The 15988-nt window shown below is 65.9% G+C and carries 9 protein-coding genes and 2 pseudogenes; 4 read left to right on the forward strand and 7 right to left on the reverse strand.

Going from position 1 to position 15988, the window contains the following annotated elements:
* Positions 1 to 383 precede the first annotated feature (383 nt).
* The 4 genes and pseudogenes from IPG63_04495 to IPG63_04510 all read left to right on the forward strand — a co-directional run bounded on the left by IPG63_04495 (position 384) and on the right by IPG63_04510 (position 6786).
* Entirely contained in the window at positions 384 to 1460 is a 1077-nt protein-coding gene (locus tag IPG63_04495; GenBank protein ID MBK6726512.1) for a DUF262 domain-containing protein, read from the forward strand.
* Positions 1461 to 2190, forward strand: a pseudogene (locus IPG63_04500) (hypothetical protein).
* A pseudogene (locus IPG63_04505) lies at positions 2187 to 3235 on the forward strand (DNA cytosine methyltransferase). Before IPG63_04500 ends, IPG63_04505 begins: the two co-directional pseudogenes overlap by 4 nt.
* A 200-nt stretch (positions 3236 to 3435) precedes the next feature.
* Positions 3436 to 6786: an ankyrin repeat domain-containing protein gene (locus tag IPG63_04510; GenBank protein MBK6726513.1), complete on the forward strand. Its 3351-nt coding sequence runs from the start codon at positions 3436 to 3438 to the stop codon at positions 6784 to 6786.
* A gap of 109 nt (positions 6787 to 6895) precedes the next feature.
* Here the strand turns inward: IPG63_04510 and IPG63_04515 are convergent, their stop codons facing one another.
* The 7 genes from IPG63_04515 to IPG63_04545 form a co-directional block, all read right to left on the reverse strand.
* On the reverse strand, positions 6896 to 7369 hold the full coding sequence (locus IPG63_04515; protein MBK6726514.1) for a hypothetical protein: 474 nt from the start codon (positions 7367 to 7369) through the stop codon (positions 6896 to 6898).
* Between the two features lie 20 nt (positions 7370 to 7389).
* Positions 7390 to 8721, reverse strand: coding sequence for an AAA family ATPase (locus IPG63_04520; GenBank protein ID MBK6726515.1), 1332 nt, complete (start codon positions 8719 to 8721; stop codon positions 7390 to 7392).
* Between the two features lie 129 nt (positions 8722 to 8850).
* Entirely contained in the window at positions 8851 to 9423 is a 573-nt protein-coding gene (locus tag IPG63_04525) for a DUF1232 domain-containing protein (GenBank protein MBK6726516.1), read from the reverse strand.
* 72 nt (positions 9424 to 9495) lie between these two features.
* On the reverse strand, positions 9496 to 11289 hold the full coding sequence (locus IPG63_04530; protein MBK6726517.1) for a phospholipase D family protein: 1794 nt from the start codon (positions 11287 to 11289) through the stop codon (positions 9496 to 9498).
* Complete coding sequence (locus IPG63_04535) at positions 11289 to 11846, reverse strand: YceI family protein (GenBank protein MBK6726518.1); 558 nt, start codon at positions 11844 to 11846, stop codon at positions 11289 to 11291. The genes IPG63_04530 and IPG63_04535 overlap by 1 nt, the downstream gene beginning before the upstream one ends.
* 10 nt (positions 11847 to 11856) lie before the next feature.
* On the reverse strand, positions 11857 to 12333 hold the full coding sequence (locus IPG63_04540) for a histidine phosphatase family protein (GenBank protein MBK6726519.1): 477 nt from the start codon (positions 12331 to 12333) through the stop codon (positions 11857 to 11859).
* Positions 12330 to 15851 carry a hypothetical protein gene (locus IPG63_04545; GenBank protein MBK6726520.1) on the reverse strand — a complete coding sequence of 1174 codons (3522 nt, stop codon included), beginning with the start codon at positions 15849 to 15851 and terminating at the stop codon, positions 12330 to 12332. The genes IPG63_04540 and IPG63_04545 overlap by 4 nt, the downstream gene beginning before the upstream one ends.
* Positions 15852 to 15988: the final 137 nt, after the last annotated feature.

Raw genomic sequence — 15988 nt, forward strand, 5'->3', positions numbered from 1 at the left:
CGGCCATAAGCGGACACACCAAAATCGGGACCAGGTTGGTCTGGCCTCGATTCAACCCTCAGACCTCGACGGCGGCGCGCCAGGATGTGCGCATCCCCAGGGAGTATTCCCGAGATGCCGTGATAACATGAAAACATCCATGGTGATCAGACTTCCATGAGCGCAAAGCCGAGACCACGTGCCACAACGACGGGAACCTTAGTCGGAACCCGCTTCCAAGCGACGCTGCTCGAAGCCGTAGATGGCTGGCGCAAGGACCAAGCCGATCTGCCCACGAGACCGGAAGCCGTGAGGAGACTGGTCGAGTTGGGGATGACGAGTCACATATCCCCTTCCAATGGCTCTTCGTCACGGCGCATCAAGCGGAACTCGGACGACAAGACATGAAAAAGCAAAAAGAACTGGCCCTCCTCAAGTCTGAGGAGGAGATCACCCAAGCCGAGGCCCAGATTGTCGAGCTTTCCAAGAGGATCGAGTTCTATTTGACGGAATATTCCGTCGAACTCTTGGCCGCCAAGATGAGTAAGGGCGAGTTCGTCGTTCCCCCGTATCAGCGCGAATACACGTGGGAGCACGAGCGCAAGTCGCGCTTCATCGAGTCCCTTGTGCTGGGCCTGCCCATTCCGTTTCTTTTCTTCTGGGAAATGCTCAATGGGAAACTGGAGATCGTCGATGGCTCGCAGCGACTGCGCTCCATTGAAGAGTTCGTGCTTGGTGACCTCCGCTTGGGAGAATTGCAAAGCCTCACCGCGATGTCCGGCTTCAAGTTCTCCGACCTTCCCGAGTCCCGCCAGAGGAAGATCAACAATCGCTCGATACGCGGCATCGTCCTGAACGAACACGCCGACGAACAGGCTCGCTTCGATATGTTCGAGCGAATCAATACGGGCAGCAAGATCGCCAACATGGCGGAGGTTCGCAGAGGCGCGCTTGCTGGTCCGTTCATGGACTTGATCATCGAACTTTCGGTCCTTCCCAAGTTTGTCACACTCGCTCCCGTATCCAAGAAGGATCTGGACGAACGCGAACATGAAGAGCTCGTGGCCCGATTCTTCGCCTACAGCGATGGACTGGACGGGTACAAGGATCGCCCATCGGAGTTCATCTTTAACTACGTCAAGAACATGAATGCCGAAGTCGCCGATGATCCAGCATTGGCTGCTCGATATCGTGAGCGTTTTCAAGAATCGATTGACTTCATCGACCGTGCCTTTCCCTATGGCTTCCGCAGGAACGCCAGGGGCAAGGCCACACCCCGAGCCAGATTCGAGGCCATTGCAGTCGGATCGCGCCTTGCTTTGGATGAGCGACCGAATCTCGCCAACGAGTCTGTCGCAGACGTAACACTGTGGCTGACCAGTGACGACTTCACGGAAGTTACCGGGTCGGATGGTGCTAATGCCATCGCGCGCTTGAGAGAACGCACCGGGTTTGTGCGCAACCGACTGTTGGGTCTGTGAATGAGCAGTGATCTGACCAACGGATTCCAAGAGCGGCTGGCCGAAGTCGAGACGTATCTGGACTTCCTATCGACCATGGAGACCCAAGCCCAGCAGGGACCACCACGGATCGAAGGCGCGGAGCACCCAATCAGCAGCCAACAACAGCGCATCCTTTATTCGAGCGTGTATTTGCAGCTGTACAACCTTATCGAAGCAACCATGTCCCGATGCATCGAAGCTGTCGCGGAAGCGGCCAAGCACGATGCTCGGTGGAAGCCCAGCGACCTCAGCGACTCATTGAGGCGCGAGTGGGTTCGCGTTACTGCCCGCACGCATACAGATCTGACCCCAGAGCACAGGCTGGAGAGCGCATTGCGCCTGTGCGACCACTTGGTGGCGTCATTGCCGATCAGCGCCTTCGATATTGAAAAAGGTGGTGGCGGCAATTGGGACGACTCCGAGATCGAGGCTTTCAGCAGGCGATTGGGCTTCCAATTGGTCCCGGCGTCGCCCCCGCCGCGCCCGGGGCCCCCGGGCGACCTTGGGACCGTTGGCCTTGGTGAAGCAGTTCAGGAACCGTCTCGCACACGGGTCCATCTCATTCGCGCAGTGCGCCGAAGACGTCACCGTCGCGCGGCTCGTCAATTTGAAGGACAGTACCGTGAACTACCTCAAAGAGGTCGTAGACTGCTTTGCGAGGTACGTCGAGAGCTTTGAGTATCTCCTTCCGGAGAAGCGTCCCGCATGAGCCGCAAGTCCCCTATCTCTCCCAAGCCGCCCCGTATCGTGGGAGTCGATCTCTTCTGCGGCGTAGGCGGCCTTACGCACGGCCTGGTTCGTGGTGGCATTTCTGTCGCCGCCGGAACGAAATTGATTCGGCACAACGCCGCTCCGTTGATGTTGGAAAGCTCAAGGCGGAAGACATCGCACCCTTCTACGAGGGCGCCGACTTCACGTTGCTCGCTGGCTGCGCCCCGTGTCAGCCGTTCTCGACCTACAGCCAAAGCGGGCGCAACAGCAAATATGAATCGCAGTGGCCCTTAGTGTCGGCCTTCGGTCACTTGGTCAAGAAGATCGAGCCCGATCTCGTGACTATGGAGAACGTGCCTCAACTCGCCGACCATCCAGTCTTCCGGCAGTTCCTTAAGAGCCTCTCCGGATACACGAAGTGGTGGCAAATCGTCGAGTGCTCTTCAATTGGTGTTCCTCAGACGAGAAAGCGTCTTGTGCTACTCGCGTCACGGCTCAGTAGCACGGCACTGGAACTTGTGCAGGCACAGGCTCACCGTGCAACCGTGCGCGAAACCATTGGTTCGCTGCCTCCAATCAATGCAGGCGAACGCGACCCCAATGACGAGTTGCATGCAGCGTGTTCTCTGAGTCCTCTAAATCATTCGAGGATTCGCGCGTCCCGCCCTGGCGGTACGTGGAGAGATTGGCACAAGAGTCTGCAAGCGTCGTGCCACCGCAGAAGCACAGGCGCCACCTATCCGAGCGTCTACGGGCGCATGGAGTGGGACCTGCCGGCACCAACGATGACCACGCAGTGTTTCGGATACGGCAATGGAAGGTTCGGACACCCTGAGCAGGACCGCGCAATATCACTCCGGGAAGCGGCAATGCTTCAGACATTTCCCGAGTCCTACGCATTCGTTCCGCCCGGCACTCCCATCAAGTTCAACAAGTTGGGTCGCTTGATCGGGGCATGCCGCCCAGGCCGGCGGGGGCGAGGCCCGCCCCCCGCCCAGGGGGGGGCGGGGGGGGGCACGCAAATGATCCGCCACCGGCTGTGAGTTCGACCGACTTGCTCGGGCTTTGCCGTGCAGCTCTGGTCCGTTTCGGCTTGTTGACTGGCCAAGGCGGCGGGGGGGGGGGGGCGGGGGAGGCGGGGGGGGGGGGGGGGGGGGGGGGGGGGGGGGGGCAGGTGCCTGGCATTGGCCTGCGCCAGCGGCGCGATACTGCGGCGGTCTGAGCTGCCGAGCGTGAGTCCCCGGTGATTGCCGATCTGCGCTTTCTTGTTCCCGGAATCGTGCTCCTCCTCGGCGGCCTGGCGCTGCCGCCCTGGGCGGCGGCGGCGTTGCTGGTGCTGGCGCAGCCGGCGCTGGCGGCGGGTGCGGCGCGGGTGCTTGGTTATGAGCTCGACGACAATTTCCTCGGCCTTTTGTTGCACCGCGGCCCGCTGCAACTGGGCTGGCTGCTGCTGTACGCGGCGCTGGTACTGGCGATGATCGGCTGGCCGCTACAGGCGTTACTGCATGAGCGCACGCCGCTGCTGGCGATGACGCTCTCGGCAGGATTTTTGGCGACGGTTGGCGCCGCCTTGCGCTGGTGGCCGGCGCCCGGGCTGGCGCTGGTCTGGGACGATGCCTACGTTTCCGGCAGTCGGCTGCGCGCGCTCGATCGCTGCGCCGCATTCGCGCTGCATCTCACCGGGCGACAGGGCGACCGTCACTTCGGCGTCGGCGTGCTGGTCGCCGTGCTGCTGATCCTTCTGGTGTTGGGCGCTGCGGTAGCTTCCGGCTTCGTGCCGGAGTGGCCTGCGCGATGGCGCGCACCGACACTGATCGCCTATGCCTTCGTGCTCGCACCCGCCGTGCACCTGCTGCTGCTGTGGCGCACCGCGACGCTGCTGATCGTGCCGGAGGAGGAAGCCGTGGCAGCGACGGAAGCCGAGGCGCGCGCGCCGCTGTCCCTCGGTGCACATCAAAGCTGGGATGAGCAAGCGCCGGCCACAGTCGAGATCGAACACCGCGATCCGGCCACGCGCGGCCTGGCCCTGCTCAATGCCGCCGCTGCGGGTCAGATCGCCCAGGCGCTGGCCCTGCTCGATGCCGGCGCCGACGCCAACATCGCCCCCGGCCCCAACGACCGCGACCAGCGCAGTGCGCTGTGCATCGCCGCGACCCTGTCCGATCTGAGCCTGCTGCGCGCGCTGATCGCGCATGGTGCCAACCCTGACCTGGCGGTCAACGGCATCACCGCGCTGCACGCCGCCACGCGCGATTCGCTGCACGGGCGACCGGACGCGGTGATGACCCTGATCGCCAACGGCGCCCGCCCGGAGCGCTCCGACCCCGACGGCAACACGCCACTGCATCATGCAGCCTTGAGCGAAGACCCGACCATCAGCGCGATGCTGCTCGATGCTGGTGCGCCGGCCGACCAGATCAATCGCGAAGGCATGAGCGCGCTTGCGATCAGCGCGCGCGCCGGCAACGAGGCGGTGCTGCGCCTGCTGCTCGAACGCGGCGCCAGGTGCGAACCGGCGCGCGGCCTGCCGGCGTTGATCGCGGCCGCCAGCGGCCAAGACGACCGCGCCGCCCTCATCAAGCGCCTGCTCAAGGCCAAGGCCGATGTCGGCGCCATCGACAAGCTCGGCCGCGGCGCTTTGCATGCGGCCGCGCTGCACGGCCACGGTGACTGCGTCGATGCGCTGGTCGCGGCCGGCGCCGACGTCAATGCCCGCGACGCGCACGGCGTCACGCCGCTGATGGAGGCGGCCCGTGCCGGCGCCAATCGCGTGCTCGCCCGCCTGCTGTTCCGCAAGCCGGACCCATCCGCAACCGACGCTCATGGCCGCACTGCGCTGCATCTGGCCTGTGCCTCGAAGCAGGCGAACCTGGATACGGTCAAGGCGTTGCTCGCAACCGGCATCGATCGCGATGTCACCGCACGCGACGGCCGCCGTGCCATCGACATCGCCGCTGCCGCCGGTCGCTGGGACCTGGTCGCCATGATCGATCCGGACGCCGAGCGGCCGGCTTCGATCGAGGCCCCGGCGCCCGAGTCGGCGCCGGCGCACGCGGCGCGCGAGCAGTTGCTGCTCGACGCCCTGCGCAGCGGCCACCTGCACGTCGCCGATGGCCTGCTCGCGCTGGAACCGCCGGCGCCGACCGAAGTGCTGCTGCGCGCATTCCGCATCGTGCTCGAACGCGATGATGCCGCGGCGCTGCGGTCTTTGCTGCGACACGGATTCGAGCCCTTCGCGCCGCCGCTCGACGACAACGAGGCACTACAACTGGCGGCGCGACTGCAGCCGCTGCCGATCGATTGCATGAGGCTTCTGCTCGAAAGCGGCGCTTCCGCGGCCGGCGCCGGCGTGCTGCTACCGCTGCTGGCCAATGCGGTCGATGCCGCAGCTGGAGCGCGCGACGTGATCGACACCTTCGCGCAGGCGCTGATCGAGCGTGGTGCCGACTGCTTCGCGCGCATCAGCAGCGGCGAGACCGCTCTGCACCTCGCCTTGCGCGGCGAGTTGCCGGGGTGCGCGCAACTGTTGCTGGCACGCGGTTTCGATCCCAATGCGCGCGACCGTGCCGGACAGACTCCGCTGCATCTGGCGCTGCGCTTGGAGCCGGAACAGGGCCAGTCGCTGCTGGTCGCACTGCTGCGTGCCGGCGCCGATCCAGAACGCGCCGCTGCCGATGGCGAAACCCCGCTCGGACGCGCCACGCTGATGCGCCGCCAGGAATCGCTGCGACTGCTGCGTTGGGGCGCCTGGCGACTGCCGCGGCGTGCTCTGCTCGATACCGATCTGCCGGCCGCAGCGCAGAGCGGCGACCGCGAGGCCGTGGCCAAACTGCGCGAACTCGGTCTACCGCTCGACACCCGCGATGTGCAGGGCTGCAGCGCGCTGTTACGCGCTGCCGGCGGCGGCTTTGAAGGCCTGGTCGACGACCTGCTCGCGGCCGGCGCCGATGCCACGCTCGCCGCCCGCACCGGCGCCACCGCGCTCAGCGCCGCAGTCAGCATGGGCCACGAACGCATCGTCGCCAAGCTCGCTGGCGCCGGCATCGACATCGATCAGCCGCTGCCGGGCGGCGTCACCGCGCTGATGGTCGCCAGCGCGCTCGGCAACGATCATCTGGTGCAGCTGTTGCTGGTACGCGGCGCCTCGGCGCTGGCCCAGGACGACCTCGGCAACACGCCCCTGCACGCCGCTGCGCAGTTCGGCTACAACGCCGCAGAGGCACAACCGGCGGCGCGCGTGATCGAACGCCTGCTCGATGCCGGCGCGCCGATCGACGCGCCCAACCGCGACGGCCAGACGCCGCTGCTGCTGCTGCTCGGGGTTCGCGCCGAAGCCGGCTCGCGTTCGCCGAACCGCGAATTGGCCGACCTCATCCAGCGCCTGCTGCAGCATGGCGCCGACCTCGACGCGCAGGACCGCCGCGGCATCTCGGTGCTGCACGCCGCCGCCATGCACGGCATGCGCGACATCGCCGAACGCCTGCTCAAGGCCGGCGCCGACCCCCGCCGCCGCGACGCCCTCGCACGCAGCGCCCACGAAGTCGCGGTGCTGCTCGGCTACGTCGATCTGGCGGCGGTACTGAAGCGGGACTGACAGTCGGAATTGGGCCGGCGTAGGACCCAGAAGTCTTCGCGAGTTCCGTCACCGCCACCAGCGAGCGCTGGAACAGCCACGACTCACCGAGTGGATCGCCAGGCGTCCATCAATCTCCTCGCGGCGGAACGTTCGCTGCTCCTGGCTCACCCCATCGCACGTGCTTTTTCCAACGGGACAGCGCGTCGTGAGCGGCGACGTGAGCCCTGATTTTCCCGTCCGCGGTGAAGACCCAACCGTCTCCCCAGGAAGCCAACTCGATCAGATGAATGTCCTTCTCGATGGCCTTTCTGGACCCGGCGTCGGTCAGGCTGGTGATGGCTGCACGCAGCGCCTCGTCGACCAGCTTCTCGGAGGACACGTGGATCACCTTGTCCTTGCTGAGCATTGCCTTGCGCCATCGCCGGAACAAAGAACCCGAGTGTCGATCCCACTCCGCCACCAGCACATCGCAGACCGAGACGCGATGGCAAATCCGCAGGATCGCACCGAGCGTCGCCGCCCAGGCGCGTGAGGTCGCATCCGGCGATGCCGTCGCATCGCCGGCAGCTCTCGCGACGGACGCGTCGACGACCAAACGCAAGGATCGTCCGCGGCACTTGCTCATCTGCGAGTCGAAGCCGCCTTCAGGCTCGCGTGAGCCGCGGCGATGTATGCGTCCTGCGTCTCGGCCAGCACATCATCGAAGTCGACCGGCCACTCGCCGTATGCTCCAGATCCAGTCAGCTCTGCGGTATCGATGCGCGAGCGGCCAGATTGCTCGTCGCGCGACAACCAGTGGAACTTCACCTCCGATGGATCGCGGAAGTCACCACGAGCGACTCGATGCTGCAGTTCCGTCAACAACAAGTGACTGTGTGTTTCGACGATGACATTGACCCCCCTGAGTGCAGCATCCACCAATGGTGTCGCAAGCGCCCGCTGCGCCCGTGGATGCAGATGGATCTCGGGCTGTTCCACGAACACGGTGTCCGCCGGGGCTGCAGCAAGGAGCGCAACGAGAACCGGAAGCACCTGGGACACGCCGATGCCGACATCGGCGATGCTGACCAGATCGCGGGCGCCGCCTTGCGTCGCGTGCGGGAGCCGGCCAACCTTCAACTCGACTTGCACGTCATCAATGCGCTCGGCTCGAATCTTCCAGCTCAAGCCCATGCTGCCCAACTGCTTTCCCAACTCAGACAGCCTTTCGTCCTTGAGGTCTTGCCAAGACTTGACCACGCTGGCCACATAGCTGTCGAACGGACCGGCATAACCGGGACCGACAGCCGTCAACGGGTAGTTTCGGCTGGGTCGGCCCCGCAGTCCGGGGACGTGAATCAAGCGTTCAAGGAATCGAGTGAATGACCCTTCGCACGACGCCAGCGGCAGTCGCCGAGGCAACGATTCTTGTTGCCCAGGTTCGTACTCGCTTGCATTCACTCCCACTGTCCAGCCGCAGCGCCATCGCCAGATGTCGATGTCACTGAACTGCTGCGGCAAGCCCCGGAAACGCTCTGCGACGAAGTTCCGCAGCGACTCTCGACTCGTTGTTCCATCGAATACGATCTCGCGGGTTCCAGTGGTCAGGCGATTTGGACCCGGCACCAGTTGATCGCCATCGCCCATGAGAAACGACAGCTCTTCCGACCGATTCGAATAGTTCAAGGCAACCGAGAACTTTCGGGGAATCCCGGTCGAGAAGATCTGACTGCCGCGCGAGAAATACACGCTCGGGCCATCGAGCCGAAGCGTCCGTGGATCGAACGGAGCGTCCAACGATTGCTTCAGCAGCAACAACGGCTGGATCAGGCTGCTCTTGCCCGCACTGTTGGCGCCAGCCAGCACCGTCAGCTTCCCCAGATCGACGCGCAGTGGATCGGAGATCGACTTGAACCCCGCAATGGTCATCGACTGCGGAGATTCTGGAGTTCGCGGAAGACGTCGCGTCGCCATGCTCTACACCTGTGTTTCGTGCTGAACAGTAGCGTTTCCAAGTTCGCCCTGTCCATTCATCCCGGCACGGCGTCGCCATGAAAAAAAGGGCAGCCGAAGCCGCCCTTTCTTGAGCCTCGTCGAAGCGGTTCAGCGGAACCGGAACAGGCTGGCGCCGGCCTGACCGCCGTGATTGAAGCTGTCGCGGTCGCGGCGGCGGCGCATGCGGTCCTGGAGTTCGCTGCGGCGTTCTTCCATCCAGTCGGCACGGTCCATGGTTTCCGGATCCATGCCTCGCTCCTCGGCTTCGTGCTTGCGGAACGAGCAGAAGTCCTCGTACGCCTCGACCTCGTGCTTCAGTTCGCGCACGCACAGCTCGATCATGATGGCGTCGTCGAGATAGCCGACCACCGGCACATTGTCCGGGATCACGTCCTTGGGGTCGGCGAAGTAGGTCAGCGCGGTGAGCACGCGCACCTTGTCTTCCTCCGGCAGGCCCCAGCCGACATCGTGGACCATGCCAATCAGCGCATCGAGCTTGGCCAGGCGTTCGGTGATGAACTCCGGGGCGTGGCTTGCATGCGCGTCCTTGAGCAGCGCCGCGGCGGCGTCGGTGATCTCGCGCGACGACTTGATGCCGGCGGTCTGGTGCGCGCGGCGCAGGACTTCCTGGAAATGATCCAGGTCGTTGTCGGACAGCTCGATGTTGATGGAAAGACCCATGACAAACCCTCGCGTAGAAACCGGTTCAGACTAGCCAGCGGCCGAGACAGCGTCAATTGCAGGAAGCTGGCATCAGAGGATCGGTGACAGTCCGACGCCAAAGGCAGTGAGGATACGGGTGTAGATGCCCTTCGCCGCCAGATCCACCTCGGGGAAATCGCCGACACGGACGTAACAGACGTGGAAGTCCGGGTGCGAGGGCGGCAGCGGCGCGCATTCCGGACGCAGTTCGTAGCTGGTGGCGTAGCGCCACGGCCAGATGTCGAATAGCGGCAGGCGCTCGGAGATGAACTCGATGCCCTGGTTGATCGGCGTGAGCACGCCGCGGTCGGGCTTCTTCGCGACCACCCAGCTCTGGTCGGGGGCGATGTCGCCGGCGATCGCGCGTTTGAGCGCGTTCGCGAACGCCACATCGCGCACGATCACACCGTTCTCGCTGTTCAGTCCTTCCGAACGCGGATCGAAGTTGTGCGAGCCGATCAGGCTGATGCGGCCATCGATGACCATGGCCTTGGCATGCAGGCCGCGGCGCACCGTGTCGCGCTGCAGCGGCACCGCCTTGCGTGTGCGGATCTTGAGTGCAGAACGCAGCGCCCCGGGCGGCTTGGGCGCGTAGATCGCCGCTTCGCTTCGGCCCGGATAGGGCTTGAACTCGTGGATCTCGAAACCGAGCCGGCTCAGGTAGAAGCGCCTGCGCTTGTGCGAGATCGCGTAGACCGGGAAGGCGTCGGTGGCGGCCAGGCTGTTGGTCGAGACGATGACGCGCAGCTCCGGGTGTTGCTGACGCAATGCAAGGAACGCGCGCCGCGCCGGTTTCGACAGCACCAGGTACGGCGTCTGCAGCACGATCTCGTGTTCTGCGGCGGTGACCACGGTGGCGATCAACGCGGTCAGATCGTCGTGTTCGGCGCGCTCGGAGACGTGGGGCTTGTCCGGCGGGTCGGAGAAGTACTCGACCTGCGCCACCGTCAGCGCGTGCTCGAGCAGGCTGCGCGCGAGATAGTCGGCGTCGGTGGACAGTTGCAGCACGCGGGTCAGGCGACCGGCGTGGTTGAGTTCGTGCGCCGGCATCGGCGCCGGGTCCGGGCCGGCCTCGACGATGCGCCGAGCCACGTCCTTGAGGCGCGCCAGCGGCAAGGTGCGCGGGTGCGACCAGAACGCGTCGAAGGAAGCCTGCATCGCTCCGCCCACCGCACCGTACACGAGCAGGTCGCGGTCGTAGTAGTTGTACTCGCTGCCGAAATCGAAATAGCGCTCCTCGATGTTGCGCCCGCCGACGATGCCGAAGCGCCGGTCCACGACAAGCAGTTTGTTGTGGTTGCGCTGGTTGAAGCGCAGAAAGCAGCAGACGATGCCGGCGGCGAACTCCAGCGGCGCAGTGCGCGCCTCGTCGAAGGTCGGGTTGTACAGGCGAAAGTCGAAGTTGGCATGCGCCTGCGCCAGCCGCGCCAGGAAGCGGCGGTTGTCGAAGGTGAACAGCTGGTCGCTGAGCACGCGCACCTTGACCCCACGCCGCGCCGCTGCGAGCAGCTCGCCGAGCACCAGCAGGCCGACGTCATCATCGGCGAAGATGAAGGTCTGCAGTTCGATCGATTCGCGCGCGGCTCGGATCAGGTGAATGCGTGCGACCAGCGCCGCCTCCGGGTCGCTGAGCAGGATTGCGCCATGCGCGGCGCCGTGGGCACGGCGTTCGGCATCGGCAACCAGTGGCGACACCAGCGCGCAGCGATCGGCGCGCGAGCAGGTACTGGCATCGGATCGCGTCTGCGCCACCAGTGCTTCGGCTTGACGCACGATCTCGCGGTGGTTGGCGCAGGCACCGAGGCCCAGCATCAGCGCCAGCAGCAGCGGTCGCAAGCGGCGCATCACGGCACCGGCACCAGCTGCAAGTCGAGTTCGATGCGAATGCGGTCGCCGAGGGTGAAGCGGCGCGAACGCATGCCGAAGGCGCGCCGCGACAATTGGCCGTCGGCGCGCACGCGACACGGCGCGGCGCTGGCGGCGCAGTCGCTCGCAGCCAGCTGGAAACGCGCCGCGCGCGCGCGTCCGCGCACCCGCAGTTCACCCTCGATCACGCCACCCTCGCGCAGCCGCCGCAGCGGAATGGCATGCGTGTGAAACTCGAGTTGCGGGTGTTCGGTCGCCGCGAAGAACTCGGGCGACAGCGCCCATTCGCGATAGCCGGCGCGCGCCATCGTCAGCGACTGCAGCGAAACGCTGGCGTCGATGTCGGCCAGCTCGTCGCGCACCACCACGCTGCCTTGCGCGACAGCACTGCCGCGCACCGGCCACCAGCCAAGCGCGTACAGCTCGAAGCGGATCGTCGACTGTGCCGGCTCGATGCGGTAGTCGACGGCATCGCCCGCCAGCCCGCGAGCGGCGGTGAGCAGGAGGAGCAAGCCGGCGACGCAGACCGCGCGCATGTCGGCCCGGCTACGGCGCCCAGAATGCGCGCAATTGCCCACGTCCGGGTTCGACCATGCCCTCCGGCACATCGATCACGGCAAACGCGGCGGTGGGCATGCCGCGATGCGCTTGCGAACGCCCATCGACCAGCAGCGCCACCAACTCCTCGACGCCGGGGTTGTGTCCGACCACGAGCACGGTCTCGGTCGGGCTGGTGGCGTTGAACACGTCGAGCAGGTGACCCGGGGTGGCGTCGTAGATGCGCGCATTGAAGCCGACGCTGTCGCCCAGGCGCTCGGCCACAATCTGCGCAGTGGCCTCGGCGCGCGCGGCCGGCGACGACAGGATGCGCGGCACGCGCCCGTCGAGCAGCTTGGCCAACGCATCCGCGGCTCGCTTGGCCTCCTCGCGTCCACGCTCGGACAACTCGCGGCTGAAATCGCCGCCATCGCTGCTTTGCGCTTCGGCGTGGGCGTGGCGCAGGACAATCCAGTGTCGAATCATGGGCTCGGGCTCAGCGGTGGGGTGATCATCTGGATCGGCAAGGCGCTGCGGTTCCAGCTGCCGCCGAAGGGTGCCGGCAGGCTGATGCTCATGTCCAGCGTGCCAGTGGTCTGGCTCTGGTAGCTGCGCGTCATGCTGCCGACTGCGGTCGCGGTGGCGCCGAAGTCGTCGAAGCGCGCGCAGCTCGGGCAGTGCACGAAGAAGGCGTTGTGCGTCACCGTGATGCTGGTGTTGTACTGCTCGCCGAGCGTCCAGCGTGGCTGGTTCGCAGCGTCGTACAGGTACCCGATCATGCCGGTCGAGGCCTGGCCACCGATACGATGCTCGTCGACCACCACACCCCATCCGGACTCGGACGGGTTGTACCAGCCGCCGGTGTGGTTGGGGCTCGGCAGGTCGCTGGAGGGATAGAAGCGCGACAGCTTCTCGCCCCCCCAGACGCCGTCGAACTGCCAAGTGGCGATGTACGCGGCATCGTCATCGCCGCGGGTGAACTGGGTGGTTCCAACCGCCGTCGCCGCCACCGCGAACGGACTGCCGGAGGTGCGGGTGAAGCGGTTGATCGTGGCCGCGGCCTGGCTGTAGCTCGGATTCCACGGGCCGGCCATCAAGTACCAGACCGGCGAGCGATCGGCCTCGCCGGTGAACCAGGCCGAGGAGAACACGCTGCCGATATTGAAGATGTTCTGGCCGTTGCCGGAACGGTTCGGATTCCAGTACATGCCACCGGCCGCGCTGGGTGCACCCAGGCTGACGAGCTGCGCCGCGCATTGCGTCGCAACCTGGCAGTTGCCGCTGGCGGGTACGGCGACATTGAGCACCTTGTTCGGCGCGAAGCTGTAGGCGAAATCGTCGACACCGCCGAGGAAGCTGACCACGGCCCGAGTACCGCACACGGCACCCGGATCCAGATAGGCGCTGACGGTCACGTCGCGGCTGGCACCGGCAGCGAGGTTGTCGAGCGCGTTCGCCGCGGAGACCACGTGCAGGTTGGCATCGGTGGCGCCGAGCGCCGGTGCGCTCGGGTGGAACAGGCACACCGCGGTACCCGCGGGTGCGGCGTTGGCGGCGTCGCAGGCATAGTTCAGGCGCACGGTTTCATCGGGCTTCTGCAGGCCGATGGATGCGCCCCCGCCATTGCCCGAGTCAGCGGTGAGGTACTGATAGACGATCTCGAAACTACTGTCGTACAGGATCGCCTGGAACACGGCGTTGCCCGTGGGCGAACCGCCCTGCACGTAGCGGCCCATGTTGCGCCACTCGAACACGGTGCAGCCCTGGCTCGCGCTGCCGGCGTCGGAGGCGCGCGGGCAGGTCGCGAAGTGCTGGTGGCGGACGCTGCCGCCAGCCCGGATCACCAGATCATCGTGCAGCACCTGGATGCGTCCGTCGACCACGCCGGCGTGGCTATCGACGCCGCAAGCAGCAGCGTAGTCGTTGCCGCCATCGGCCGGATTGGTCGTGAGGTAACCGTTGGTCGACAACATCAGAGTACTGATCGTGCTGTCGTAGAACTGGAAGCCGGCGCCACCGCCGACTGCGAGGTTGGCGACGTAGCCATCGTCGCTGGAGGTCGGCGTCAGCAGCGTGGCGCCGCTCATGTCCACCGCCTGGTAGTCGCAGTCGCTGGAACTCGCGCTCGACAGCGCGCGATAACCGAAGCTGTCGGTGATGCCGCTGCCGTCGGCCGCGGTGCCGGGTACGCTGCCGCCGGTGAAGATCGCGAAGCCGTCGTTCATGGCATCGTTGCCATTGTTGCTGACGCGCACCGGCACATTCCAGATTTCACCGGGCTCGAAGTTGCTGTCGCCATCGCCGCAGACCTGGCTGGTCGAGCCCTGCGGAGTCGCGCTCAGCTGCGGCCCGGCCACCGGCAGGTTCCAGCTGTCGCTTGCCGGACAGCCGGTGGCATCGGTGGCAGTGACGGTGACCAGCGCGGTCTTGCGCGTCGGATAGGTCAGCCGCAGCGTGTGCTGGCTGGTGACGCCGGTCTGGGTACGGTCCACCACCGCGTCGCCATCCACCTCCCAGGTCAGCGTGTACGGACCGGTGCCACCGGACACGTGCGTGGTCACCTCGATCGCAGCGTCGGTGCTGCCCGGCGTCGCCGCCGACCACAGCGTCGGTGCCGTGCACGCGCCGCGGCCGTCGATGGCGGTGGCGCCGCTGCCGGCGGGATCGAGATGGTCCCGTACGCGCGAAGCTGCCGTGCCGCCACCCTCCCAGGCAATATTGAGGCGACCGTAGTAGTCGTCGACGTTGTTGCTGCAGGTCGCGGCGCCGCCCGAGAGCACGCCGACCAGACGCTTCTGCGGATTGAGCAGCACCGATCCGGACGAGCCTGGCTCGGTCGTGCCGAGGTCCCAGTTGCTGACGTGCCAGTGGCGCGAACCGGGCACGCCTGGCACCGTCACGTCGTTGTTCGACAGGGGCTGGTTCTCGAAAGTGATGCGCTTCTCGTCGCCCTGCGGATGGTGGATGCCAACCGCCGAGGCGGGGACATCGAGGCTGCGATCCCAGCCCAGCCAGAACGGATTGGCCGCCGCCGGCACCTCGGTATTCAACTCGACCAAGGTGGTGTCGGCGGGCTGGTAGGTCGCGAGCAGAGTCGCGCCGCCGGTCTGCGCAATGGAAGCACTCGCGAAGCACGCAGCGTCCAGAGGCGAGCAAATCGGCGTACCGCTGCTGCTCGACCCCGGCGTGCGGCAGGTCGGGTTCTCGTACTTCCAGTAGGCGACCACGGTGCTGGCGTCGGCTTGCGTGCTGAAGCAGTGATTGGCAGTCAGCAACAGCCGACGCTTGTTCTGCGCCGTGTTGTTGACCAACTCGCCCGTGCACAAGCCGCCACCGACCGAGTAACGCGCCACCGCATTGATCTGATCGCGGTAGTTGTTGCCCTCGGGACAGACCACATCGACATTGCAGCTGCCCGACTTCGCGAACGGCGAGTCACCGCTCTCGATCGAACGATAGGCCTGCTGCACGCTCTTGATGCCGAACTGCAGCTCGCCGCGCGCGGCCTTGGGCACCAGCACTTCGAGATAGGCGACATCGCCCGGCACGTAGGGTGTCCAGAACTCGCCGAACTTCGGGTTGTCGGCCGCCGTGTAGGGGCCGCGCAGGAATTTGCCGCTGGCATCGCTCAACCACGCCTCGGCACCCGCGGGCAGATGGAAGGGCGCCAGCGCCAGGTCGATCGAAACTGCGCCCGGCGCATCGATGCGGACGCGCCAGAGATCGTGTGCGGCATCGACTTCGCTCCAGCGCCCGGGCGCGGACTTGCGCTCGTCGCGCAGGTCGACGCCGGCCTTGTGCACCAGCGCGTAGCGCAGCGGCCGGCCTTTGTCGGCGAGCGCGTCCTCGGCCAGCGCCTTCTCGGCGTTCAGCGGCGGCAACTGCAGCGCGCGCGCCGCCGGATCGATCGGCAGCTGGAAACGCCGGCTCGGCAATTCGGCCGCAGACGCCAACAGCGGAATGCTCAGGACGGCGAGCCACAACCCGCGGATGCAGTGTTTCATCTGGATCTCCCGACAACGGTGACGCCAAGCATACAACTCGCGCCACGGCGCACCGTGATGCGTCGCACCGCCGTTCAGGGCCGGCGCCGACTTCGACAAAACCCGCGATTCCGGACAAAGTAGCGCTCTTGTCCCTA

The sequence above is a fragment of the Lysobacterales bacterium genome, from assembly GCA_016703225.1.
GTDB lineage: Bacteria > Pseudomonadota > Gammaproteobacteria > Xanthomonadales > Ahniellaceae > JADKHK01.